This window comes from Mitsuokella sp. AF21-1AC (genome assembly GCF_003458855.1).
Classification (GTDB): Bacteria; Bacillota; Negativicutes; order Selenomonadales; family Selenomonadaceae; genus Mitsuokella.
The window spans coordinates 36987-63148 of sequence record NZ_QRVW01000015.1 but is presented as its reverse complement, the minus strand read 5'-3'; the positions used below and the strand labels follow the sequence as shown (position 1 = coordinate 63148).

General features: G+C 54.9%; 20 protein-coding genes. 14 read left to right on the top strand and 6 right to left on the bottom strand.

Going from position 1 to position 26162, the window contains the following annotated elements; genetic code table 11:
• The first annotated feature begins 630 nt into the window (after positions 1–630).
• The 3 genes from DWX75_RS07025 to DWX75_RS07015 all read left to right on the top strand — a co-directional run bounded on the left by DWX75_RS07025 (position 631) and on the right by DWX75_RS07015 (position 7249).
• The gene (locus tag DWX75_RS07025) at positions 631–3765 is read left to right on the top strand and encodes an autotransporter outer membrane beta-barrel domain-containing protein (RefSeq protein ID WP_118015628.1); all 3135 of its coding nucleotides are present in this window, start codon (positions 631–633) and stop codon (positions 3763–3765) included.
• Between the two features lie 223 nt (positions 3766–3988).
• Positions 3989–6334: a ferrous iron transport protein B gene (gene feoB / locus DWX75_RS07020; protein WP_118015627.1), complete on the top strand. Its 2346-nt coding sequence runs from the start codon at positions 3989–3991 to the stop codon at positions 6332–6334.
• Positions 6335–6691: 357 nt separating this feature from the next.
• Positions 6692–7249, top strand: coding sequence for a gamma carbonic anhydrase family protein (locus tag DWX75_RS07015; protein ID WP_118015626.1), 558 nt, complete (start codon positions 6692–6694; stop codon positions 7247–7249).
• Here the strand turns inward: DWX75_RS07015 and DWX75_RS07010 are convergent.
• The 4 genes from DWX75_RS07010 to DWX75_RS06995 form a co-directional block, all read right to left on the bottom strand.
• On the bottom strand, positions 7242–7733 hold the full coding sequence (locus tag DWX75_RS07010; protein WP_118015625.1) for a DNA-deoxyinosine glycosylase: 492 nt from the start codon (positions 7731–7733) through the stop codon (positions 7242–7244). The two genes, DWX75_RS07015 and DWX75_RS07010, sit on opposite strands and share 8 nt — an antisense overlap.
• Positions 7734–7749: 16 nt before the next feature.
• The gene (locus DWX75_RS07005) at positions 7750–8925 is read right to left on the bottom strand and encodes a MalY/PatB family protein (RefSeq protein WP_118015624.1); all 1176 of its coding nucleotides are present in this window, start codon (positions 8923–8925) and stop codon (positions 7750–7752) included.
• Between the two features lie 32 nt (positions 8926–8957).
• Positions 8958–10097, bottom strand: coding sequence for a PLP-dependent aspartate aminotransferase family protein (locus DWX75_RS07000; RefSeq protein ID WP_118015623.1), 1140 nt, complete (start codon positions 10095–10097; stop codon positions 8958–8960).
• Between the two features lie 106 nt (positions 10098–10203).
• Positions 10204–10842, bottom strand: a complete 639-nt coding sequence (locus DWX75_RS06995) for a YigZ family protein (protein WP_118015622.1) — start codon at positions 10840–10842, stop codon at positions 10204–10206.
• 227 nt (positions 10843–11069) lie between these two features.
• Between DWX75_RS06995 and DWX75_RS06990 the strand changes: the two genes are divergently transcribed.
• The 3 genes from DWX75_RS06990 to DWX75_RS06980 all read left to right on the top strand — a co-directional run bounded on the left by DWX75_RS06990 (position 11070) and on the right by DWX75_RS06980 (position 14452).
• Positions 11070–12449 (top strand): amino acid permease, encoded by a 1380-nt coding sequence (locus tag DWX75_RS06990; protein ID WP_118015621.1) that lies wholly within the window; start codon positions 11070–11072, stop codon positions 12447–12449.
• A gap of 219 nt (positions 12450–12668) precedes the next feature.
• On the top strand, positions 12669–13622 hold the full coding sequence (locus DWX75_RS06985) for a type I phosphomannose isomerase catalytic subunit (RefSeq protein ID WP_199497543.1): 954 nt from the start codon (positions 12669–12671) through the stop codon (positions 13620–13622).
• A gap of 116 nt (positions 13623–13738) precedes the next feature.
• A complete protein-coding gene (locus DWX75_RS06980; protein ID WP_118015619.1) occupies positions 13739–14452 on the top strand; it encodes a GntR family transcriptional regulator in 714 nt (237 codons plus the stop codon).
• Positions 14453–14479: 27 nt separating this feature from the next.
• On the opposite strand, the gene DWX75_RS06975 is transcribed toward DWX75_RS06980, so the two are convergent.
• On the bottom strand, positions 14480–15169 hold the full coding sequence (locus DWX75_RS06975; protein ID WP_118015618.1) for a hypothetical protein: 690 nt from the start codon (positions 15167–15169) through the stop codon (positions 14480–14482).
• Positions 15170–15304: 135 nt separating this feature from the next.
• Here DWX75_RS06975 and DWX75_RS06970 point away from each other — a divergent pair, with 135 nt between their 5' ends.
• The 6 genes from DWX75_RS06970 to DWX75_RS06945 all read left to right on the top strand — a co-directional run bounded on the left by DWX75_RS06970 (position 15305) and on the right by DWX75_RS06945 (position 22669).
• The gene (locus DWX75_RS06970) at positions 15305–17011 is read left to right on the top strand and encodes an ABC transporter ATP-binding protein/permease (RefSeq protein WP_233519509.1); all 1707 of its coding nucleotides are present in this window, start codon (positions 15305–15307) and stop codon (positions 17009–17011) included.
• A 235-nt stretch (positions 17012–17246) separates the two neighbouring features.
• Positions 17247–18653, top strand: a complete 1407-nt coding sequence (gene rhaB, locus DWX75_RS06965; protein ID WP_118015616.1) for a rhamnulokinase — start codon at positions 17247–17249, stop codon at positions 18651–18653.
• A gap of 85 nt (positions 18654–18738) precedes the next feature.
• A complete protein-coding gene (locus DWX75_RS06960; protein WP_199497542.1) occupies positions 18739–19974 on the top strand; it encodes an L-rhamnose isomerase in 1236 nt (411 codons plus the stop codon).
• Between the two features lie 42 nt (positions 19975–20016).
• On the top strand, positions 20017–20835 hold the full coding sequence (rhaD, locus tag DWX75_RS06955) for a rhamnulose-1-phosphate aldolase (RefSeq protein WP_118015614.1): 819 nt from the start codon (positions 20017–20019) through the stop codon (positions 20833–20835).
• Between the two features lie 58 nt (positions 20836–20893).
• Entirely contained in the window at positions 20894–22237 is a 1344-nt protein-coding gene (locus tag DWX75_RS06950) for an MFS transporter (RefSeq protein ID WP_118015613.1), read from the top strand.
• A gap of 114 nt (positions 22238–22351) precedes the next feature.
• Positions 22352–22669 (top strand): L-rhamnose mutarotase, encoded by a 318-nt coding sequence (locus DWX75_RS06945; protein WP_118015612.1) that lies wholly within the window; start codon positions 22352–22354, stop codon positions 22667–22669.
• Between the two features lie 76 nt (positions 22670–22745).
• Here DWX75_RS06945 and DWX75_RS06940 read toward each other — a convergent pair whose 3' ends face one another.
• Entirely contained in the window at positions 22746–23501 is a 756-nt protein-coding gene (locus tag DWX75_RS06940; RefSeq protein ID WP_118015611.1) for a DeoR/GlpR family DNA-binding transcription regulator, read from the bottom strand.
• Positions 23502–23825: 324 nt separating this feature from the next.
• Between DWX75_RS06940 and DWX75_RS06935 the strand changes: the two genes are divergently transcribed.
• Positions 23826–24431, top strand: coding sequence for an N-acetylmuramoyl-L-alanine amidase (locus DWX75_RS06935; RefSeq protein WP_118015610.1), 606 nt, complete (start codon positions 23826–23828; stop codon positions 24429–24431).
• Between the two features lie 532 nt (positions 24432–24963).
• Positions 24964–26118: a glucose-1-phosphate adenylyltransferase gene (locus tag DWX75_RS06930; protein ID WP_118015609.1), complete on the top strand. Its 1155-nt coding sequence runs from the start codon at positions 24964–24966 to the stop codon at positions 26116–26118.
• Positions 26119–26162 lie beyond the last annotated feature (44 nt).

The window sequence follows — 26162 nt, the reverse complement described above, 5'->3', positions numbered from 1 at the left end:
TTAAGGTGCTACCACAGGTAATTGGCCCTTATAGGGCCAGAGCAAACCACCAGTTTAACTGGTGGTTTTGATTATATATGTTACAGGTAGACACACGAAGATACATATATGTTCTTTATGAAAGAATAATCGTGTCGCAATATTTATTTTTCAAGGATTCGAGGAGCCGGTAGGCCTTATGGGCAGGGCGTTCTGTGTCCTTTATATGCGTATTTCTTAGAAAAACAAAGAAAAATGGATTAAAGCTGATTTAAAAGTATATTAATTCCTGTGGATAAGAAAGAACCATTTTTTAGCACTGTTTTTTTTTTTGGATAAATGATATAATCCTCGCAACGAAAAGAAAACGAAGTTAGTGACACGATTTTGGTTGGGGATATGAGCAAGCGTCCGGAAAGGAGAGCCGCGGCAGAGGACCATCTGTAATTGCATAAGACTATCGCATTGCTAATGGAAACCTTTTTGCGCTTTGGGTGTGTTTGTAAGGAGCGTACGACATGAACGGGGATTCCAGGTCATTGATTCAGAAGCCGGAAACTGCTGTCTTGTATGGATTCACGACAGATTCTCTGGCTTCTTTTTGTGTGCTCCTTTCACAGATGATGATGTAAAGGAGATTGCGGGGATATCATGAAACATGCAGGACGGATGAATAAAAAACTGACAATGGCCATTTTGCTGGCCCTGACACTCGGGACGAGTCTGCCGGTATATGCCGAAACGGTTAAGGATCAGACACTGACAAAAGGGGACTGGACGCTGGAGGAAAAACTGGACATAGAAAACAGCACGGTTACGGCGGATACAGTTTCCCTGGATGGCAGCAGCATTTCCGAAGACGAAACTTATGTAACAACCGGTCCTGTAGAAATCAAGCAGTCTACCCTTGAAGGGAAAAATGGTATTACGTTTTCAAATCTCAAAGTCCAAGCTTTTAATGGGCAAGGATATTATCCTGATCCAGATCATGCGGTGGGACTTCAGGGATCCACTCTGTCAGGAAAGGTTATTACCATCGAGGGGGCTTCTTTGGCCCAAAACAACGGGGCGTCGCAACTGAACGGTCTATATGCGGAGCCAGGGGATGATTATGCGGATGATTCTGTTAATCAGAAAAAGCTGAAAAATCATCTAATAACAGATAAACTCCATATTGATGGAGTAAAGAGCAATACCGCACAGGAGGTATATGGTGCTTTACTAGGAGCTGTCGAACTGCGTCCTTATACAAAGGACGGCAAGACCAACGTGATCGTTGAGAATGTAGAAAATACCACGGACAGTCCAGAGGGAACTCTAGCCTTTGGACTGGTGAATACCCTGGGATTGATAAACATTTTCAATCCTGACCAGAGCAAAGATATCCCCTTTGTGGTCACTGGGAAAACCCAGATCCGGAACATTTCTTCCACCAAAGGCTCGGCCGTGGGGACTGTTTTGGATGGGATATCTAGATCTGATATGGATCACAGCCACACGGATTTCCATGAGCTGGAAATTTCGGATATCCATGGCGGAGATTTGTCCATAGGCCTGTACGGCGGCACGGGTGTGGTCAATGTGGGGAATGCAGACATCAACATGACGGGAAAGGATAATGAGTATGCCGGTCTATATACCGCTTCTGCTCCGGATTACAAGTCGGCGACTCTGCAGCAGTTTGCCATTGCAGGACCTTTCTTTGGAAAAATCAATTTCAACAATCCGGAGGGGAATTATATCATCAATGGGAATGTGGTTGCCGATGCGGGGAATCAGCTGCATATTGATAAAGCATACTATCAATATTATAAAAGTCAATTGGATGATCCTGACATAAACGAGGGTCAAAAAGAATATGCAGAAGCTTATCTAAAAGGGTTGGAGACAACCATTCAAACCATCAAAGACCGTCAATATGGGAGCATCAACCTGGCTGGACATCTGAAACTGTATGGGGATGTCTATGCCAAAGATGGAGGCAGCGTGAATCTCCATCTCCAGGATGGCAGCTATTTTGAAGGCCAGGCCGATGATTATGCGGATTTTGACGCTGCCGGGCAGCTGACTCCCCGCCAGGTGGATGTGTCTTCTGATTTGAATAAATCCGCGCTGGGCCATCGGTACGGTTGGAAAAATCAGGCAGATACGGCTTATGCCACGTACGGCGTCCCCCGCTTGAATGCCGGTACCATCAACCTGACCATGGACCCCGGCAGCAAATGGCAGACCCGGGGCAAGAGCTTCATTACCTCGCTGGATTTCAATCATGGCGGTCTGGTGGATACCCGGAAGGGCCATGGAGTATCCGTTACTATTGGCAAGCTCACTGGGGAGGGTGGCACCTTCCTCATGGACTTTTCCAAGGATGCGGCCAAATCCGATATGCTCTATGTAAGGGACCTGAGCCAGTCCGGGATCCAGCACATCCAGGCCTATCTCCAGCCGGACACCAAAGTGGAAGAACTGAAGGGCATCCGCTTTGCCACCACCGGCGGGGATGATTACAACCGGGATCCGGCCGCCAAATTCGATGTGAGCCTGGCCAAGGATCAGGGCATCAACAACGTTACCTTAAAAGTGAAGAACGAGAAGTTCACCCCGGAAGATACCGCTGCCAATGAAAAATTCAACGGGGGCAAAAATGGTATGGGCACCTACAAGCCCGGCAACGACTATGTAACGGCGACTTTTTCCGGTAAAGGGTTTACCAAGGAAGTCCCGGATCAGGAAAAGATCATGACGGATGCCATGGCTGGGAAACAGACCACCGATGACGCAGGGAATCTCCTGCCGGAATACCTGAAGACCAAAACCATCGAAAACCCGGTGAAGGATGGGACGAACTGGTTTATTGACACAGCAGTGCTCATGCCTTCTGACAGTGGCAAGATTATCAAGAAATCCAGCCAGCTGGACTACACGGATGCTGTCTATGGCATTTATACAGATACGCTGAACAAGCGCCTTGGTGAAGCCCGCTACAGCGCAGACGGCGACGGCATGTGGGCGCGTGTGCGTCATGACCGCCTGGGAAGGGAAGCGTTGTACGACGCCCGGAACACGATGACAGAGCTCGGGTATGACTGGACGCGCGCGGAAACGGCTTCCGGCCGGCATATTCAGGGCGCAGCCTTTGATTTGATGAACGGCAGTGCCGATTATAAGGAACTGGATGGCAACAGCGATGTCAAGCGCTACGGTGCCTGGTTCTACGATACGCGACTTGGCAACGATGGCCATTACACGGACCTTGTTGCCAAATACGGCCGCCTGTTCAATAAATTCAACTTGCTGCAGGATAACGGCATGCCGGTGCAGGGCGATTACCACAACAATTATTATTCACTGAGCCTGGAATACGGACGCAAGGTGCCGCTCTCCTCTTCCTGGTACATCGAACCGCAGGCACAGGCCCAGTACACGTATCTGGGCAGCACGGATTACCATACGACGCAGGGATCCCGCGTCCATTTGGCCGGCACGGACAGCTTCATCAGCCGCCTCGGTTTTCGCCTCGGACAGGATATTGGTAAGCAGTCGACGTTCTACATCAGCGCGGACTTCCTGCACGAGTTCCTCGGCAATCAGGATGTTTCGGCCAGCGACATGACGGGCCGCATGAACGTTACAGGCCATAATGACGGCAGCTGGTATGATGTAGGACTCGGCCTTACGACGCATCTCAACAAGGATACGTATGCCTTCCTCAATTGTGATAAATCCTTCGGTCCGAAAATCGAACACACCTGGTCCATGGAAGCCGGCATCAACTGGCAGTTCTGACTTTGCCTTACAGTCATGCAGGAAACTTTCTTGCATGGCTTTTTGTGTGTAATAACGTATGGATATCAGGAAATAAAGAATCTTATAACTTATCACAAAAGACGCTTTGCCACTGTTTTGGTGCGGGAAATACTCTGCATACATGTTGGTTTGCAAGATGTGAATTTTAGAGTACAATTAAATTGTGTATGTAGGAGATTTACATGGAGGCAAAGAAAGTCAAATGCATTTGAATGAATTGAATATCGGCGAGAGCGCCGTGGTGCGTTCGGTCGGAGGCGAGGGAGCGCTGCGGCAGCACTTCCTTGATATGGGCGTGATTCCGGGGGCACATATCACGCTGGTGAAGTTTGCGCCGCTCGGGGATCCAATCGAATTTCGCATCCATGATTATGAGCTGACGCTGCGCGTCGATGATGCAAAGAAAATCGTGGTCGAGATGCTCGAGGCGGAGGACCTGCCGCAGCAGAAAAAGGCGGAAGTGACGCATGAGCCGACGGATCATCCGGGGCTCGGCGAGGGCGGACGTTACCATGTGCGGCAGGGGGAGAATCCTTTGCCGGATAATCAGCTGCTGACGTTTGCGCTCGCGGGCAACCAGAACTGCGGCAAGACGACGCTTTTCAATCAGCTGACGGGCTCGAACCAGCATGTCGGCAATTTTCCCGGCGTCACGGTCGACCAGAAGAGCGGCTCGATCCGCAATCACCGCAATACGCTCATCACGGACCTGCCGGGCATCTACTCGATGTCGCCGTATACGGATGAGGAGATTGTTTCGCGTGAATTCATCTTGCGCGAGCAGCCGACGGGTATCATCAACATCGTCGATGCGACAAATATCGAGCGCAATCTTTACCTGACGCTGCAGCTTATTGAGCTCGACCGGCCGATGGTGCTCGCGCTCAACATGATGGATGAGCTCACGGGCAACGGCGGCTCGGTCGATATCAACGCGATGGAGTCGCTCTTGGGCATTCCGGTCGTGCCGATTTCAGCGGCCAAGGGCGAGGGCATCGAGGAGCTCGTCGAGCATGCGCTGCATGTGGCGCATTATCAGGAGCAGCCAGGGCGCATGGATTTCTGCGATGCCAACAGTCATCGCGGCGCAGTGCATCGCTGCCTGCACGGTATCATGCATCTCATCGAGGACCATGCAAAGGATGCACGCATCCCGCTGCGCTTTGCGGCGACAAAGGTCGTCGAGGGCGACCATCGCGTCATCGAGGCGCTGCAGCTCGACCAGAATGAAAAAGAGATGATCGAGCATATCATCTGCCAGATGGAGAAGGAGCGCGGGCTCGACCGCGCGGCAGCCATCGCCGACATGCGGTTTTCTTTCATCGAGAATCTGGTGAACCGCACGGTCCACAAGGCGCACGAGAGCCGCCAGCATGAGCGCAGCCGCCGCATCGACAAGGTGCTGACGGATAAGTATTTGGCCATCCCGTCGTTCGTCGCCATCATGAGCATCGTCTTCTACCTGACGTTCAACGTCATCGGTGCGGGCCTGCAGGACCTCATGGCGGCGGGCATCGGCGTGCTGCAGGATGTGGTGGATGCGGAGCTTTCGGCCTGGCAGGTCAATGCGGCCATCCATTCGCTCGTCATCGACGGCATCTTCACGGGTGTCGGCACGGTGCTCTCGTTCCTGCCAATCATCGTGACGCTCTTCTTCTTCTTGTCGCTGCTGGAGGATACGGGCTACATGGCGCGCATCGCCTTCGTCATGGATAAATGGCTGCGCAAGATCGGCCTTTCGGGCCGCAGCATCGTGCCGCTACTCATCGGTTTCGGCTGCAGCGTGCCGGCCATCATGGCGACGCGCACGTTGCCGTCGGAGCGTGACCGCCGCATGACGATCCTGTTGACGCCTTTTATGAGCTGCTCGGCGAAACTGCCAATTTATGGCATGCTCATTGCAGCCTTCTTCGGCAATTACGGCGCGCTGCCGATGATCATCCTGTATTTTGGCGCGATGTTCGTGGGCATTCTCATCGCGCTTCTCGGCAAGAACAGTATCTTTAAGGGAGAGGCCGTGCCGTTTGTCATGGAGCTGCCGAATTACCGCATGCCGGGCTGGCGCAATGTGGGCCAGTTGCTCTGGGAGAAGTCGAAGGACTTCCTGGAGCGTGCGTTCTCCGTCATCTTCGTTGCGACCATTGTGATCTGGTTCCTCGAGACGTTCAATTTCCGCCTCGACATGGTGACGGACTCTTCGGAGAGCATCCTGGCTTCGGTGGCCGGTTTAATCGCGCCAATCTTTGCGCCGCTGGGCTTCGGTGACTGGCGCATTTCGACGGCGCTGATCTCGGGCTTCATGGCCAAGGAGAGCGTCGTTTCGACGCTGACGGTCCTTTTCGGCACGACATCGCTCAATACGGTGCTGACGCCACTGACGGCCGCGTCGCTCTTGGCGTTCTGCCTGCTCTACACGCCGTGTGTTGCGGCAATCGCCTCGGTCAAGCGGGAGCTTGGCACGGCCTGGGCCGTCTGGGTCGTCGTGTTCCAGTGTATCGTCGCCTGGATTGTTTCGTTTATCGTCCATACAGTTGGTTCGTTGCTTTGATTCCAGGGCAGTAAATATGACACAAAAAACGCGCCTGTGCCGCCTTTGCGGTCACAGGCGCGTTTTGCGCTTGCACGATCAATCTTCTACGTCACGTGTCTCCAGATAGAAGAAGAACGCGGTGACGAAGATGGCCAGAACGAGCCAGACATAAGACGGAATCATAAAACCTCCTGTCGATAAAGGCTGGGGGTAGAACGGTAGCGCCTGTTTAAAGATGTCTCTTTAATCATGCTGTAATTCTAAATTACGGGATGTATCTGAAAAATAGCTGAAAGAATCATGCTCTATAGCCGAGGAAAAATCTTTTTGTTATAATGAAGGGGAAGTATGATTTTTGCTGGAAAGGGTGGTCTTATGTATACGCTTGCAACGGATGAATTTCAGGGCAAGAAGCCGCAGATCCATGAGGAAGCTTTTGTCGCACCGCAGGTCTTCCTGGCCGGCGATGTGCGCGTCGGGCGCTTCTCGAGTCTCTGGCCCGGTGTCGTGGCGCGCGGCGATGTCAATTACATCGAGGTCGGTGAATGCTCGAACGTCCAGGATCTCGTCTGCCTGCATGTGGCTGATGAGAATCCCTGCATCATCGGGGATTATGTGACGATCGGCCACGGCGCCGTGGTGCATGGCTGTGAGATTGCGGATCACGTGCTCATCGGCATGAACGCGACGGTGCTGACGGGCGCGAAGATCGGCCGCGGGTCGATCATTGCGGCGGGGGCGCTGGTCCGCGAGAACCAGGTGATCCCCGAGAATTCGCTGGTCGTCGGCGTGCCGGGCAAGGTCGTGCGCACGCAGGACCGCATCGCGACGATCCATGCGCAGGCCATCAAGTATAAATGTGAGTGGGCCATCGCATACGGCGTGAAGCCCGATATTGAGGGTGAGCGCTATCACGGCGAAAAAATCATCTGACGATGACGGCACTCCAGGCTTCGAGCAGCATCGGCATGCGCCAGCGGGCGTTGGCCGGGCTCGTCGAGGGCATGGCGTGGAAGTCGATGTCCTCGCGCTTCAAGAGGTCTTTGTTGAAGCGCTTGAAGGCCTGGGCGGATTTGCCGCCGTTGAAACAGATGGTGTGAAGATTTGGATACGTTTGGAGCAGGGCAGTGAAATCATTGCCCTGCTCATTTTGTATGGCGGAGTCGAGGCTGCCGGCGCGCTCGCAGGTGCCGATGGAGTCCCAGAGGGCGATGTGGTGGCGCAGGAGCATCCGGAGCCTTTCGGGATAGGCGGCGGGCAGTGTTTCGCCGAGCAGTGTGGCCATCATGGGCCAGAAGCGGTTCTGGGGATGGGCGTAGTATTGCTGTTCCTGCAGCGATTTGACGCCGGGCATGGAGCCGAGGATCAGGGTGTGGCAGGCGTCGTCAATGCTAGGCGGAAAGCCGATACAGAGCATCGGGGTCAGTCCTTTCTTATCGATTGGCGAAGGCGGCCTTGAGGTGCTCGAGGCCGTTTTCGAGGGCCTGCCACGGGCAGGCGATGTTGATGCGCTGGAAGTTGGAGCCAGCGGGGCCGAAGATGTGGCCGCTGTCGAGCCAGAGGTTGGCCTTGTGGACAATGATGTCGTCGAGTTCTTCATCGCTGAGGCCGTAGGCGGAGAAGTCGAGCCAGAGGAGGTAGGTGCCTTCTGGTTCGATGAGCTTGACTTTCGGCATGTTTTCCGCGAGGAAGGCCTTCGTTTTCTGGTAGTTCGTCTCGATGTAAGTGAGGAGTTCTTTGAGCCATTCGCCGCCGTGTTCGTAGGCGGCCTGGGCGGCGAAGAGTCCGAGGGAGTTGGGCTGGCTGTAGCCGGCGGCGAGGACTTCAGCGCGGAATTTCCGGCGCAGCTTGTCGTTCTCGATGAAGATGTTCGAGACTTGCAGGCCCGCGAGGTTGAAGGTCTTGGACGGCGAGGTGCAGGTGATCGTGCGTGCGGCGATTTCCGGGGACAGGGAGGCGAGCACCGTGTGGCGGAAGCCCGGGCGCACGAATTCATGGTGGATCTCGTCGGCGACGATGAGGACGTCGTGGCGTGCGCAGATCTCAGCGATGCGCAGCAGCTCGTCCTTCGTCCAGACGCGGCCGGCCGGGTTGTGCGGGCTGCAGAGCAGGAAGAGCTTGACGTTGCCGCTCTTGATCTTCTGCTCGAAGTCCGCAAAGTCGATTTCGTAATGGCCATCCTTCAGGACGAGCGGGCTGTTGACGAGCTGGCGGCCGTTCTGCTCGATGACTTCTGTGAATGGATAGTAGACGGGCTGCTGCAGGAGCACGCCGTCGCCGGGCTTCGTGAAGCAGCGCACGGCAGCGGCCAGGGCGAAGACGACGCCCGGCGTCATGATGAGGGCGCGGGTGCTCGGCGTCCAGCCGTGATGCTCCGTCATCCAGTTCACGATGGTTTCCTTATAGGATTCCTTGGGATCGGTGTAGCCGAAGATGCCGTGCTGGACACGGCGCGTGAGTTCGTCGATGACGGGCTGCGGCGTGCGGAAGTCCATGTCAGCGACCCAGAACGGCAGGATGTCTTTGGGGTAGCCGCGCTCAACGGCAAAGTCGTATTTGAGGCAGGATGTGCCGCGGCGGTCGATGATTTCATCAAAATTTATGGTCATGAGGATTCCTCTCTTTCTTTTGGAGTTGGCTATCAGCCGTTCAGCGCCTGGCTGAGGTCAGCGATGAGGTCTTCGGCGTCTTCGATGCCGACGGAAAGGCGCAGCAGGCGGTCGTCAAGTCCCGTGCGCGCCAGGAGTTCCTGCGGCATCTCGGCATGGGTCTGGGCCAGCGGATACGTGAGCAGGCTCTCGACGCCGCCGAGGCTTTCGGCAAAGGCGATGAGGCGGATGCGCTCGAGCATGGCCTTGGCAAGTTCCGGCGTTTTGACCTTGAAGGAAATCATGCTGCCGTTGCCCGTGGCCTGACGCTGCTGGAGCTCGTGCCCCGGGTGCGAGGGCAGGCCGACGTAGTAGACGTCCGTGACGTTTTCCTGCGTGGTCAGCCATTCGGCGATCTTCTGGGCATTCTGTTCCTGACGCTCGACGCGGAGGCCGAGCGTCTTGATGCTGCGCAGCAGCAGCCACGAATCCATTGGCGAGAGGTTCGGTCCCTCGGATTTGATGAGGAGCTCGAGCTTCTGGCCGTAATCGGCGTTGCGGTCCGCGATGGCGATGACACCGGCGATGATGTCGTTGTGGCCGCAGAGGTATTTCGTCGCGCTGTGTACGACGATATCGGCGCCGAGCGTCAGGGGCTTCTGGAAATGCGGCGAGAGGAAGGTGTTGTCGACGGCGAGCAGGGCGTGGTGTGCATGGGCCAGCTTTGCGAGGGCCGCGATGTCGCTGATGCGCATCATCGGGTTCGACGGCGTCTCGATGAAGAGCAGGCGCGTCTTGTCCGTGATCTTTGCTTCCGTGGCGGCGAGGTCGGAGGTGTCGACGTAGTCATAGGTCAGGCCGTAGGCACTGTAGATGTCGTTGACGAGGCGTACAGTGCCGCCGTAGAGATCCTCGGAAAGCAGGATGTGGTCGCCGGGCTGCAGCAGGTGCAGGGCCATGTTGATGGCGGCCATGCCCGAGGAGAGTGCCCAGGCGCGTTCGCCGCGCTCGAGGCGGGCGAGCGTGAGCTCGAGTTCATGGCGCGTCGGGTTGTCCACGCGGCCGTAATCGTAGCCGGTGCTCTGCTTGAAGCCGGGATGGCGGTAGGTGGCCGAGAGGTAGATGGGGTCGCTGATGGCGCCAGTTGCATCATACTGATGACAGCCGTGTACTTCGAGGGAAAAATCTTTCATGACGTACTCCTTTTCGCTGTATATTCATTTACATATTAAACAAGTATGAAATATTAGCTATATTATAAGGGCTGGGAAAGGAGATGTCAATTGCGGTTTTGGCATTTCAGCAGGGCAGGGGCACGAGGGAGAGTGCGCCTTTTTCCGCCTGGAAATTCGCGCTCGTGAGATCGGTGAGCTCTGTCAGCCGCGCTTCGACGTCCTCGGGCGGCACCAGCAGATGCAGTGTGACAGCTTCACCGTAATCGCTCTCGCCGTGGCGAATCTCCTGCTGGCGCAGCCAGTGCTCGACCGTGGCGAGCAGGTCGTAGCCGACGGTGACGGCGATTTCCTGGAACGGCGTCATGGCGATGCGCGTCGCGGCCTCGATGCCGAGTACGGCTGCGTGGCCGTAGGCGCGGATGAGCCCGCCGGCGCCGAGTTTGATGCCGCCGAAATAGCGCGTGACGACGATGACGACGTCGGTCAGCTCGTTCTTCTTGATGGCTTCGAGGATGGGGTTGCCAGCCGTGCCGCCCGGCTCGCCGTCGTCGTTTGATTTCTGCTTGTCGCCGCGAGGCCCGAGTACCCAGGCTGAACAGTTGTGGCGCGCATCGAAATACTTCTTTTTCATGGCCTGCACGAATTCCCGTGCTTCTTCCTCTGTCTCGACGTGGCGCAGGTGCGTGATGAATTTGGATTTCTGGATTTCGTAATTCGTGACGAGCGAGTCGTCTGTTTCCTGTATGGTACGATATGCTTGCATACGGCACTTCCTTTCGTGGTCATTTTCTACATTATTATAATATGAAATGCCTCAAAATGTATAGAGCGGCCCATGGGAAGCGTTTTCTTAAAATTTAATTTCCTCAGCTATGGTAATTCGATTCGTTTTGTAGTATCCTTTAGTAGAAATAATGGAAGTGTCGCGGATGGCATTGCTATACAAATCACAAATCGAAGCGGCACTGGGAAGGTTGTGTTATTAAGGTCATGAACGAGTCGAAAATGAACAGAGGGCTGAAAAATCGTCATCTGCAGCTGATTTCCCTCGGCGGAGTCATCGGCAGTGGCTATTTTCTCGGTACGGGGTATGTCCTCGAAAAAGCAGGCCCAGCTGCGATACTTGCGTATCTTCTGGGTGGCGTCATCGTATTGTGCGTCATGCTTTGCCTGGCGGAACTGGCTGTCGATAAGCCGGTTTCGGGTTCTTTTGTCACGTACGCAAAGGAGCATATTTCCTCGACCTGGGCGTGTGGAGTGGGCTGGGCCTACTGGACGACCTGGGTGGCGTACGTTCCGTCGGAGATGATTGCCGCTGGCATCATCATGAATCATTTCTTGCCGGAAGTCAGTCAGCTCTGGTGGGCTGTCTTCTTCGGACTCCTGGTGACAATCCTGAATCTGTTTCATGTCGACAAGTTCGGCGAGAGCGAGTTTTGGTTATCCCTGATCAAGATCATAGCACTCGGTGCGTTCAGCATCGTAGCGGGCCTCATCTGTCTTGGCCTCATCGGTGATCAGGGGTACATCGGTACGAAAGTCCTGCTCGGAGGCGGCGGCTTTGCACCGAATGGCTACTGGTCCATCGTGCTGACCATGGTCATCATCCTCGTCAATTTCCAGGGAACGGAAATCATCGGCCTGGCAGCCGGGGAATGCGAGAAACCGGAAAAGAGCATCCCGATTGCTGTGCGCAATGTGACGTGGCGCATCATCGCGCTCTACATCATCCCGATTTCCCTCCTGATCTCGATTTTGCCATGGGATCAGGCTTCTCTGGAGGAAAGCGTCTTTGCAGCCGCTGTCTCGCAGTATGGCTTTACGCACTTCGGTGCATTCTTCGCGTTCGTCATCCTGACGGCCGCCATCTCGTGCTCGAATTCGGGCCTCTACGGTGCCGCACGGGCCCTGCATGCGCTGGCCCGCATGGATATGGCGCCGCACACGCTCGGCCACATCAACAAGAACGGCATGCCGTCGCGTTCCATCCTCGTTTCAATCTGTGCCTGCTGGGCCGTCATCCTGCTCTATTCGTTCAATCCGGATTCGGCGCTTTACACGTATCTGCTCGCGGTTTCGGGCTTTACGGGCGCCATTGCCTGGATCTCGATCTGCTGGAGCCAGTACCGCAGCCGCAAGCAGCGCATCGCTGCAGGAACGGTGGGCAAGCTTCGCTATAAGACGCCGTTCTTCCCGTACGTGACGCTCTTCGGCATCTGGGCGCAGGTATTCTGCCTCGTCGTCATGGTCTTTGATCCGGATCTCCGGGAATCGCTTTATGCCGGCCTGCCGATGCTCCTGATCCCGATGGCCTGCTACCGTCTGCGTCAGCGCCGTCGTGCGGCCAGTGCAGCCCGGGTATTCCACTGAAAACAGTTTACGCTTTCATGACAAGCGAGCAGCAGCTTGAATTCTTCTTGGATTCGGGCTGCTGTTTTTATTTTATGATTGTTATCTTTAGCTTTAAAAAGATATAACATTTATTTACATAAATAAGCTCTTTTTATATAATAAAAACAGTTTGAGGCTTAAAATGATCGGTTTTATTAATTGGTCAGTTGGGAATAGGGGATGACGGTTTTGTATCCAATGAAATTGCAGGCACCGCTCAAGGACTATATCTGGGGCGGCACGAAACTCAAGACGGATTATGGCAAGCAGACGGATCTCGACAAGGTGTCGGAATCGTGGGAGCTTGCCTGCCACAAGGACGGCATGAGCATCATCGCAAATGGTCCGGAGAAGGGCCGCACGCTCAAGTCGTATCTCGATGAGGCCGGTCCGGCGGTGCTCGGCGAGCGTGCAAAGAAGTTCCCGTATTTCCCGCTGCTCATCAAGCTCATCGATGCCAAGGACAATCTCTCGGTGCAGGTGCATCCGGACAACGCCTATGCGATGCGCGTCGAAGGCGAGTTTGGCAAGACCGAAACGTGGTACATCGTCGACTGTGAGCCGGGCGCGACGCTTATTTATGGCTTCAAGCACGAGATCTCGAAGGAAGAGTTTGAGCGCCGCATTGCCGATAATATGCTGCTGGAGGTTTGCAATCAGGTGCCGGTGCACAAGGGCGATGTCTTCTTCATTGCGTCGGGGACGCTGCATGCCATCGGCAAGGGTATCATCATCTGCGAGATTCAGCAGAATTCAAATACGACATACCGTGTCTACGATTACGGCCGTGTCGGCAAGGATGGCAGGCCGCGCGAGCTTCACGTCAGGAAGGCCATCGATGTCACGAGCCTTGAGCCTGTCAGGGAGCGGCCGCAGATAGAGGCTGTCATCGATATCTTTGCGGATACAAAAGCGCGCCTGCTGGCTTCGTGCGAGTATTTCACGGTGTACGAGCTCGAGGTGGACGGCACGAGCCATCTGACGGCAGGCAGGGATTCGTTCCAGAGCTTCACGGTGCTTGACGGCGAAGTGACACTCAAGGCCGGCGCGGCGGAGCTGAGCTTCAAAAAGGGCGAGTCGTCGTTCCTGCCCGCAGGTCTTGGCGACTACACGCTTTCCGGCAAGGCCAGCCTGATCCTGAGCAAGGTCTGAACCCTGGGGCTGATGGCCGTTGCTGTTTGCTGGACAGATGACAGAGAAAAGAAAAAGGCTGACTGCAGCTTCTGGCGCAGTCAGCCTTTTCAAACGTAGTAAAAAGGGATGAGGATATGATTAAATATCAGGAAATCGCAAAGGATTTGCGAAAAAAAATCCAGACGGGCATCTATAAATCCGGCGCGCAGCTCGCCTTGGAGCGGGAGATGTGCGAGCATTACGGTGTCAGCCGTATTACCATAAAGAAGGCGGTTGATGAGCTCGTCAAGGAAGGGCTTGTCGTGAAGAGACGCGGCGATGGCACTTTTGTCAAAGGCCTGGCACATGAGGATGTCTGTGAAATCAGCATGGCAGACCATTTTTCCGGGTTTTCCAAGAGTTTTGCCGGTCATGATGTCACGACAGAAATCGTGCGCTTTGATATCATTCATCCGGAGTCTGAGACTGCGTCAAAACTTTGTATTGCGACGGATGATTTTGTCTATGATATTGTGCGCTTGCGTCGGCTGGACGGACGCCCTGTCGTAGTTGAGTACACGCAGATGCCGATCGAGCTCATTCCTGGAATCAAGCGGGATATCCTCGCTCACTCGATCTATCAGTACATCGAGCAGCATCTTCATTTCCGGATTCAGTCAGCGCATCGCCTGATTCGTGCACTGCTGCCGACTGGGCAGGAGGAAGAACTGCTTGACATCGAGCATGGCAGCCTGCCCATCCTGGAGGTTGAGCAGATCGCATTCCTTGATGACGGCCGCGCTTTTGCCTACTCCCGGATTCACCATCGCGGTGACGAGCAGGCATTTCGTGTCATCAGCATTCGCTGAGCTGCAGCGGATGCGACGTCTTTGATCTCATGATGGATTTTCTTCCTGTGTGTGTGTTGCCCCTTCCTGCTCATCGGGCAGGGAGAGGTAGCTGCGGATGGCGGCAATCTCGTCGGCGATGAAGAGGCCGGCGGGGGATTCGCGGATCATGACGGCCTGGAGCTGGCGGCTCTGTTCTTCCTGGTCGTCGCTGCGCAGGTTCGCGGGGTCCGCGGCGGCCCGTGTCAGGGCGATGGCGCGGTGCTGGGCTTCGGCGTATTCATGGGTCTTGCGGACAACTTCGGTGACTTCATCGTAGCAGGAGTCGTTGAGCGAGAGCGGCGGCGTGTGTTTTTCAATGCGGTCTGCCAGCTGCTGGCTGTCCTGTTCGAGCTGGGAGAGGCGCAGGTAGGTCGTCTGGATGCTGATGTTGTCTTCCTTGAAGTTCTCGAGGATCTGATGGTACCACTGCCAGTTGTGGTCAAGGCTGTCGATGTCTTTCTGGTAGCTTTCGTACCAGTCGGCGAAGGTCTGCTGTTGTTCCATCAGGGCGTAGCGTTCCTCGGGGCTCATGGTGTTCTCGGCATGGTGCCGGGTGCTGGGCCAGGCGAAGAAGACGACGGCGCTCGCGAGGCAGAGCACGACGAAGAAGCAGAAGAATACCTTGCGGCTCGGGATGTAATGATAGAGCAGGGCCAGCAGGATGATGGCGACGACGGCGCCGATGAGCAGAAGCATGAAGTTTCCCTCCTAAATACATTTCATACATTGTACATGTTCCTATTCTATCATAAAGTATGCGGCAGGGACAGGGCAGCCCTTGCGGGATGGGGTGGAAAGGGATATACTGTTGTTCATCAAGGATGTGATAGATTGAAACGTAAATTTCTCAGCAATTTCTGGCAGTTGTTCCGCGGCTATTGGAGCTCGGAACAGAAGTGGAAGGCCCGTGGCCTCCTGGCCTTCGTCATCGTCTTGAATTTTGCTTCGGTGTATCTGCTCGTACGGCTCAACAGCTGGTATAATGTCTTTTACAATGCGCTGCAGCAGTATCAGTCGGAATCATTCTGGCCGCTCATCGGCGAGTTCACGGGGCTGGCTTTCCTGTATATCATCCTGGCTGTTTATGCCATTTACCTGCGGCAGATGCTGCAGATCAAATGGCGTACGTGGATGACGGACCGTTACATCGGCCGCTGGATGAAGAATCAGGTCTATTATCGCCTGCAGGTTTTAAAGAGCGATACGGATAACCCCGATCAGCGAATCAGCGAGGATATCAATCAGTTCGTCTCGCTGACGCTGCAGCTCCTGCTGGGCTTTCTCAAGCAGCTTACGACGCTCGGGGCTTTCGGCGTCGTGCTCTGGAATCTTTCCGGTGCCTTCACGGTGCCAATCGGCGGCCATGAGTTCGTGATCTATGGCTACATGTTCTGGTTCTCGCTGCTCTACGCCGTGCTCGGCACCGTGGGCGTGCACTTCGTCGGCCGCCGTCTCATCGGGCTCAATTTCGACCAGCAGCGCTTCGAGGCGGATTTCCGTTTTGACATGATGCGCGTGCGCGAGAACAGCGAGAGCATCGCGTTTTACCGCGGCGAGCAGCCGGAGTCCGTGGGCTTCGCGGAGCGCTTTGCGAGGGTCATCGAGAATTACTGGCACCTCATGCGTCAGACGAAGCTTCTGAATTTCTACGTCAACGGCTACGGCCAGCTGGCCATCATCGTGCCGCTCGTCATGGCCGCGCCGCAGTATTTTGCCGGCGTCATGACGCTCGGCGGCCTGATGCAGACGGCTTCGGCGTTCGGGCGCGTGCAGGATGCGCTCTCGTACTTCGTCACGGCATACGATACCATCGCTCAGCTCGCAGCCGTCATCCATCGTCTTTCGGGCTTTACGCATCATATGGATGAGGTCGCCTCGCTCAAGAGCGATATCGTTTATGCACAGGGGGAGGACCCAGAGCTCGTGCTGAAGGATCTGGCGGTTAGCCTGCCCGACGGGCGCACGCTCCTGCGCGACTGCAATGTGGAACTGCCGGCCGGCCGCCGCCTGCTCATCACGGGAGCTTCGGGCTGCGGCAAGAGCACGCTGCTGCGCACGATGGCCGGCATCTGGCCGTATGGCAGCGGTAAGCTTGCGGTCAAGAAAGGCAGCCGCGTCCTGTTCCTGCCGCAGCGTCCGTATCTGCCGCTCGGCAGCCTGCGCCGTGCGCTCTATTATCCCCTGAGCGCTTCGGGCCCGGAGAAACGTCTCCAGGAGGTCCTGCGCAAGGTCGAGCTCGCCCCGCTCATTGACCGGCTGGACGATGTCGATGACTGGAGCCGCATCCTGTCGCTCGGCGAACAGCAGCGTCTGGCCTTTGCGCGCGTGCTGCTCGTGCGTCCCGACTGGGTATTCCTCGACGAGGCGACCTCGGCCCTCGACGAGCCGCGCGAGCAGGAGATGTACGAGCTCCTGCGCCGTGAGCTCCCGCAGATGGGCATCGTCAGTGTCGGCCACCGCTCGACGCTCTTTGCCCAGCATCAGGAGGAGCTGCACCTTTCGGGGGATGGCAGCTGGCGCGTGGCACCGGTCGTCTGATTTTGTGGTCTTCTTATTCTCATAGATATGCACAACTTTGTCCACAGAGTTGTGCATATTTTTTATGTGTTTTTATAGGGAAAGAAGAAAAAAGATAAATTAAAGATAAATAAATAATAAAACAATAAAAATATCTTTACTTATGTGGATTATTGTGGTAATATAAAAGCATAGAAACAGACAAGAATAAAGGTTAATAAAGGAAAAGAAAGAAAAACCGGAAGGGCTGGGAAGTATGTCAGAACAAACGTGTTATCTGGCCATTGATATCGGGGCTTCAAGCGGCCGCCATATCCTCGGCTGGATGGATAAAGGGAAGATGCGGATCGAGGAGATTTACCGCTTCGAGAATAAGCTGGTCAAACAGAATGGCCACCTCTGCTGGGATCTGGATCACCTCTTTCATGAAGTGGTTGCCGGGCTCCGGAAATGCAAGGAACTCAACCGCGTGCCGGCAAGCGTCGGCATCGATACCTGGGGCGTCGATTTCGTCCTGCTCGACAGGAACGGCAACGTCATCGGCAATACCGTCGCATATCGAGACGGCCGCACGAAGGGCATGGATGAGGAGGTCTACAAGGTCATACCGGAGGCCAAGCTTTACAGCCGCAACGGCATCCAGAAACAGCTGTTCAATTCGATTTACCAGCTCATGGCCATCAAGCAGGAGACGCCGCAGGCACTCGAAAAGGCCGAACGCTTCCTGATGATCCCGGAATACCTCAATTACCGGCTGACGGGCGTGGCAATGAACGAGTACACGAATGCGACGACGTCGCAGCTCGTCAATGCCCAGACGCAGGATTGGGATTACGAACTGCTGGAGATGCTGGGTCTGCCGACAAAGATTTTTGGCAAGCTCAACATGCCGAAGGCGCTCGTCGGGCCGCTCTCGGGCGAGATGGCCGAGCGCGTTGGCTTCCAGACGAATGTGGTCCTGCCGGCCACGCATGATACGGGCTCTGCTGTCATGGCCGTGCCGACGAATTCCGATGACAGCATTTATCTGAGCTCCGGCACGTGGTCGCTGATGGGCATCGAGCGGCTGATCCCGGACTGCACGGAGACGAGCCGGCAGCACAATTTCACCAATGAAGGCGGCTATCATCACCGCTACCGCTACCTCAAGAACATCATGGGGATGTGGATGATGCAGAACCTGCGCCGTGAGTTCAAGCACAAGTACACTTTCGAGGAGCTTTACGAGCTGGCGCATATCGGACGCTATTTCACCTCGACGGTCAACGTCAACGATGAGAGCTTCCTGGCGCCGGAGAGCATGATCCGTGCCGTGCAGGCTTACTGCGAGAAGACCGGTCAGGAGAAGCCGGAAACGGAATGTGAACTGCTCTACTGCATCTACAAGAGCCTGGCCAACTGCTATGCCGAGACGGTATCGGAGATTCAGGAGGTCACGGGCCGCGTGTTCGATACGATTCATGTGGTCGGCGGCGGCTGCCAGGACAAATTCCTCAATCACCTGCTCGTGGAGACGACAGGGAAAGAGGTCTACGCCGGCCCGGTCGAAGCGACGGCCATCGGCAATCTCATGGCGCAGATGCTGCGGGACAAGGTGTTCAAGGACCTGCCGGCTGCGCGCCAGGTGGTCGCAAAATCGTTTGATGTCAAGCGCGTGGAATAAGATACCTTAAAAAATCAGAATCTTGTAAAGCAAATGAACTGACAGAATGAATGAAACAGAACAGGAATTATGGGAGGTTATCATTATGTCGAGATATGAAGAAGCAAAGGAAGCGTACGCAGCCATCGGCGTTGATGTGGAAGCGGCACTGAAAAAGCTGCAGGGTGTGCGCATCTCGATGCACTGCTGGCAGGGCGATGATGTGCTGGGCTTTGACTCGGATGCCCTGACGGGCGGCATTGCCACGACGGGCAATTATCCGGGCCGTGCGCGCAATCCGGAAGAGCTCATGGCGGACATCCGCAAGGCTTATTCACTAATCCCGGGCAAGCATAAGCTCAACCTGCACGCTTCGTACCGCATCACGGATGAGAAGGTCGACCGCGACAAGATCGAGCCGAAACATTTCAAGGCATGGGTCGACTTTGCAAAGGAAGAGGGCATCGGCCTCGACTTCAACCCGACGTTCTTCAGCCACAAGAATGTCAAGGACAATCTGACGCTCTCAAGCCCGGATAAGGACATCCGCGATTTCTGGATTGCCCATGGCAAGGCCTGCCGCAAGATCGCCAATTACTTCGGCGAGGAACTCGGCATCACGGCGCTCGACAACATCTGGATCCCCGATGGTATGAAGGATGTGCCGGCTGACCGCATCGGACCGCGTGCGCGCCTCAAGGAATCGCTTGATGAGATCCTGTCCGTCAAGTATGACCGCAAGAATATCGCGGATTCCGTCGAGGGTAAGGTCTTCGGCATCGGCGTTGAGTCCTACACGGTTGGTTCCCATGAATTCTACATGAATTACGCCGCGAAGAACGGACTCATGTGCCTGCTCGATACGGGCCATTATCATCCGACCGAGGTTGTCTCCGACAAGATTTCCTCGATGCTGCTCTTCAACGACAGCCTGGCCCTGCACGTCAGCCGTCCGGTGCGCTGGGACAGCGACCACGTCATCAAGCTCGACGACGAGCTCAAGGAACTGGCGACGGAGCTCGTGCGCTGCAATGCCCTCGACAAGGTCTTCATCGGCCTCGATTTCTTCGATGCCAGCATCAACCGCATCGCAGCCTGGGTCATCGGCATGCGCAACATGCAGAAGGCCCTGCTTTACGGCCTCTTGACGCCGAACAAGGAACTCAAGGCCGCACAGGATGCAGCTGACTTCACGAGAGTCCTGCAGGGCCTCGAGGAAATCAAGACGCTGCCGTTCGGCGATGTCTGGGCTGAGTTCTGCCAGCGCAACGATGTGCCGGCAGATGGCAAGTGGTACCCGATCGTCAAGGAATATGAGAAAGACGTTCTTTTCAAGAGATAAAGATCTTGGCAATCCTTAGCAATCACAAGTGAGGTAATCAACATGGACATTCTGGAATCAAATTTCATGGAGGGCTTCAAGCGCCTGACAGCTGATGCTTTTCAGAAGGGCTGGCATGAGCGCAATGGCGGCAACCTGACGTACCGCGTCAAACCCGAGGAAGTCGAAGCCGTCAGGGAGTCGCTGCATGAGGTCAGGGAATGGCAGCCCATCGGCAACACCGTGCCGGGGCTGGCCGGTGAATACTTCCTCGTCACGGGCAGCGGCAAGTACATGCGCAATGTCGCGCTGGCTCCCGAGGAGAATGTGGCACTCATCAAAATCGATGAAAAGGGCGAGAAGTACGGCATCGTCTGGGGCCTCGTCAACGGCGGACGCCCGACGAGCGAGCTGCCGACACATCTTGCGGCGCATGAGCTCAAGAAAAAGATGACGAACGGCCGGAACCGCATCATCTACCATGCGCACCCGACGAATCTCATCGCGCTGACCTTCGTGCTGCCGCTCAAGGACAAGGAGTTCACGCGTGAGCTCTGGGAGATGGCAACCGAAGACCCCGTCATCTTCCCGGAAGGCATCGGCGTCGTACCGTGGATGGTTCCGGGCGGCAAGGAGATTGCCGATGCTTCGGTCAAACTCATGGAAAAGTATCGCGTCATCGTCTGGGCTCATCACGGCCTGTTCGTCTGCGGCGATGACTTCGACGAGGCCTTCGGCCTCATGGATACCGTCGAGAAGGCTTCCGAAATCTGCGTGAAGGTGCTCTCGATGGGTGGCAAGAAACAGACCATCCCGCGCCAGGGCTTCTTGGATCTCGCACGGGACTTCAAGATTGATCTCAATACGGATCTCCTGGACTGACCCGTATATCCGACCGATATCAATCCGGGATTCATCGCATTTTAGGAGGGGATTTATCATGTTGGGAGTCAAGATTGATTACCATATGTCAGCATGGAAGAAAACCTTGATTGCCGGACTCATTAGTTACATCGATGCTGGTTCCATTGTGGCCGGTGCTTCCGGCCTTTCGATGTGGCAGGATTATCTGGGCATGAGCAGCGTGCAGATGGGCCTTCTGGCGGCCCTGTCGTCGAACACCGGCGGCGCGGCCATCGGTGCCCTGATCGGCGGCAAGATCTGCGATAAGTATGGCCGCAAGTTCGTTTACAATTACGCCCTGCTCTTTTACATGATCGGCGTGCTCATGATCTGCCTGGCTACGAACTATCCGATGTTCCTGCTCGGCTACGTCATCGTCGGCCTCATGGTCGGTGCCGATGTCGTCGCTTCCTGGACGTTCATCGCTGAGGAAGCACCATCGAAAGATCGCGCCAAGCACTGCGGTTCCGCACAGGTGGCCTGGATGCTCGGCCCTGTCGTCGTCTTCCTCGCATCCATCCCGCTCAACTCCATGTTCGGCCTGCTCGGCAACCGCATCATCTTCGCGCATCTGATTGTCGTGGCAGCCTGGATCTGGTATCAGCGCCTGAAGATGCCGGAGTCCTCGGAGTGGACGGAAGCGCATGAGCGCGAAAAGGCTCTTGAGGCACAGGGCGTCAAGGTCCGCAAGGTCCATTATGCCGATATCCTTCATGGTACCTGCCTCAAGACGGTTGTCATGCTCTGCGCTGTTTACACGCTCTGGAATCTGGCAGCCAGCACGAACGGTTTCTTCATGCCGTACGTCTACGAGCATGTCGGCAAGCTCTCCAACGCGATGTCCCTGTTCCTGACGGCACTGAACTTCGCCGTCTGCATCCTGACGACGTTCATCTTCATGTACACGGGCGATAAATTCAATCGCCGCAAGATTTTCGGTATTTTCTCCGGCCTCGGTGTCATCAGCTGGTTCGTATGGGCACTGCCGGCCGATATGCTGCAGATGTGGATGCTCTTCTTCTTCACGATTGTCTGGGGCTTCTCTATGCAGCAGCAGTTCTATCAGCTTTGGAGCTCGGAGCTCTTCCCGGTTCGCTATCGTGCGACGGCACAGGGCTTCACGTTCTTCGTGACGCGTTTCTCGGCCGCCATCTGGGGCTTCCTCGTCCCGATCCTCATGGAAACGGTTGGGTTCCAGATTGCAGCCATCATCATGATCGGTTTTGTCTTCGTCAGCTGGATTGCCGGCACGTTCTTCGGTTCGGATGCCCGCGGCCTGACGCTCGATGAAATCACGGAAAAACGCTATGGCAATGAGATCGATAAAGACGGCTGGTTCGTTGAGCCGAATGAACAGAATGCCACGAAACATACGGCCTGAGTTCAAGAGGGGACAAATACAATCTGCCTGCAGGAGAGGAGCCTTCGCGGCTCCTCTTTTCAGGGCAGAGACAGGCAGGGCCGGATACGGTCCATATAACAGGAGGTCTTTACAATGGAACGTTTTGCTTGGAAAGCCACGGTCAAGGATGGCAAACTCGAAGAGTACAAATATCGCCATGCACATATCTGGCCGGAGATGAAGCAGGTCCTGAAGGAAGCGGGTATCTCGAATTACACGATCTGGAATGTCGGCAATGAGCTCTTCGGCTATTTCGAATGCGAGAAGGGCGTGGCTTACGCGGAGAAATATCAGGCGGAGAGCCCCGTCGTCGACAAGTGGAATGAGTACATGAAGGATGTCATGGTCATGGAGATGGATCCAAAGACCGGCGCGCAGCCGAAGATGCAGCAGGTCTTTTTCCTGCCCTGACCCAGGGACTGCCATAAAAAAGATCGGTCATCAGCCAACGGAGCTTGTTGGTTGATGACCGATCTTCTTTTTGCGTTCAGTCAATCAGGCGGATATGGCGCTCGAGGAAGAAATCCTGCCATTCGCGCGAGGGTTCTTCGTCGGTGACGACACAGTGGATATGGGAGAAGTCATCGCATTTGACGAAAGCCGTCTTGTTGAATTTTGAGTGGTCGACGAGCAGGACGGTCTTGCGTGCCTGTTCCATCATGATTTCTTTGATCTTGCTCTCGCTCTCATTCGATTCCATGACGCCTTTGTCCATATCGATGCCCTTGCAGCTGATGAAGGCGTAGTCGACGAAGTAGTTGTGCAGCGTCTGATAGGCCGTGGAACCTGTCAGGGCACAGGAACTCTCGCGCATCTTGCCGCCCGTGCAGATCATCTGGAAGCCGCTGTTCATGAAATCGTTCATGAGGCGGATGGAGTTGGTGATGACGGTGATGCTGCGCTGCCCTTTGAGCTGCTGCAGCAGGGCCTGGCAGGTCGTGCTCGAATCCATCATGATGGTGTCGCCGTCATGGATGAGCTCGACGGCCTTGTCGGCGATGCACAGCTTGCTCTCGCTATTGATGGCGCTGCGGCGCGTGTAGGAGAGGTCTTCGCTGGTACTTTCCGAAAGGACGGCGCCGCCGTAACTGCGTCTCAGGAGATCCTGGTTTTCGAGTTTCTCGAGGTCACGCCGGATGGTTTCCTCCGTGACGTGAAAGAGTTTGGCGAGTTCTGCGACATAGACCTTGCGTTCGCGCCGCAGGAGCTCCATGATTTTTTGTCTGCGTTCCAAACCGAGCATGATGCTTCCGTCCGGGAAAACTTGTGACTGGCCGTTTGACTGCCAGCTGGCAAGGCTGCATGTTTTCCCGCGACGTCCTCCTTTTCTGTTATTCTCCCGCCGGGCGGGAGGGATGCGCTGCAACCGGCGCGTCATAGAGCATGTTCTACTTTTATTATAGGTCAGAACAGGCAGAAATACAATATGAACAAATCAAAAACAATCTTTTATCTTGTTTAGTTTTTGGTGAATCGACTTAATTCGACGTAATGCAGGATTTTTTCTCCTGATTTTCAGATAAACGCGATAAAATAAAACGGTTTTGTAAAAGAATGGGATGACTCGATGAAGCGCAGAGATTTTATCAAGAATATATGTTGTGTCGGGGCTGGGCTGGCCCTGGCACCGGGACTTTTCGGACGGGAACTGGCTGAGGCTGCCTGGCAGGATGGCAGCGGTGATCTGCCGGGCGTGACGGTGCGGCAGACTTACCTGAACTTCCGTTCGCTTTCCAACCGGCGGGTGACGGATGCCATCATCGTACACCATGTCGGCAACACGAATGCCGATGTTTCGGCTGAAACGATTCACAGATGGCATCTGCAGAATGGCTGGGCCGGCATCGGCTATCACTTCGTGATCCGCAAGGACGGCACGATTGAGGCAGGACGTCCCATGGATACGGTGGGGGCGCACTGCTATGGCGAGAATTCGCATACGGTCGGCGTCAATGTGGTCGGGAATTTTGAAGATTATATGCCTGAAGATGCACAGATTGCTTCAGCCAAACGCCTTCTGGCGGCGTTGTGCCGTTATTACGGACTGAATCCTGATAGCAGCACGATTTTCGGGCACCGCGATTTCAATGCGACAGCCTGTCCCGGACAGAATCTTTATGATATGCTGCCGGATCTCATCGCGGGAGCCGCACGCATTTACGCTCGTGGATGAGAAAAAAGCGAACATAACAAACATAACGATTCGTTATAATAAAATAATCAATTTTTATCGGATAATACAGAAATCGTATACTGTATAATTAAAATGGATATCCTCGGAGCTCTTGTCAGACAAGGAATAGACAGGAACTCCTATTTTTTTGTTCTTGAATGGCATAAGGAAGGATTTTGCAAAAAAAATAATAAAAAAATCAAATCCATGGAGGAGTTTCAGAATATTTATCGAATCCATGTATTATAAAATCCAGTACGCAGGATTTCAATCCGAACATAGATTTTGAAGTTCGTGAGGAATCGTGTTCGCAATGGTTCGTTGTGGTTATATCTTTGGTTTTCTTTTTATAAAGTTTGGTTTTATCCCGACAGCAACGGGCCGTTTCACTCAGCGAAGGAGCAGGAGCGGGCCTGGGGGAGCTGTATGCACGTAAATTAACAGAATGTTTTCTGTTATGATAAATATATCAGGCAGGACGTCATGTAAGGGGAAGACGCCACTGTCCAGAGATATCCAAGGGGGACTTTTTATGAGAAAGACAGAGTGCTTAGCAATGATACTCGCCGGCGGGCAGGGCAGCCGGCTCGGGGCTTTGACGAAGAAAATCGCCAAGCCGGCCGTGCCGTTCGGCGGCAAGTACCGCATCATCGACTTTCCACTGAGCAACTGTGCCAATTCCGGCATCGACAAGGTCGGTGTATTGACGCAGTACCGCCCGCTGGAACTCCACAATTATCTGGCATCGGGCAGCGCCTGGGACCTCGATAAGAAAGAGGGCGGCGTTTTCATCCTGCCGCCGTATGCACGCGAGAAGGGCGCTGACTGGTATCGCGGCACGGCAGATGCCATCTATCAGAACCTCAACTTCATCGATCTGGCTGACCCGGAGTACGTACTGATTCTTTCGGGCGACCATATCTACACGATGGACTATTCGTGGATGCTCGATGCACACAAGACGAACAAGGCAGAAGCGACGATTGGCGTCATCGAAGTTCCCTGGGAGGAGGCTTCGCGCTTCGGCATCATGAACACGGACAAGACGGGCCGCATCGTGGAATTCGAAGAGAAGCCGGCCAAGCCGAAGAGCAACCTGGCCTCGATGGGCATCTACATTTTCAACAAGGACTTCCTCAAGAAGTACCTCGAAGAGGATGCCAAGGACGAGACGTCGAGCCACGACTTCGGCAAGAACATCATCCCGAAGATGCTCGCCGACAAGGCACGCCTGTATTCTTACGCATTCGATGGTTATTGGAAGGATGTCGGCACAATCGAAAGCCTCTGGCAGGCCAACATGGACCTGCTGCAGGATGAGCCGCCGTTTGAACTCAATGGCGATTGGAAAATCTATTCATCGAATCCCTCGATGCCGCCGCATTATGTAGGCCCGAATGCCAGCATCAAGCGCTCGATGGTCAGCGAAGGTTCGATGGTGCTCGGCGATGTTGAGAATTCGGTCATTTTCCCGGGGGTGCGCATCGGCAAGGGTGCCAAGATTCGCAATTCGGTCATCATGCCGTCGACGGTCATCCGTGACAATGCTGTGGTCGATTATGCCATCGTCGCACAGAACTGCGAGATCGGAGAAGGTGCAAAAGTTACGGGCGAGAAGGGCGCGATTACGGTAGTCGCTTCGGGCGAGACTGTATTGGCAGAAGCTGGCAGCAAACAGGCCGGCTGATGCGGACTGATCCTTTAACGCAACCCTACAACACATCAATAGGA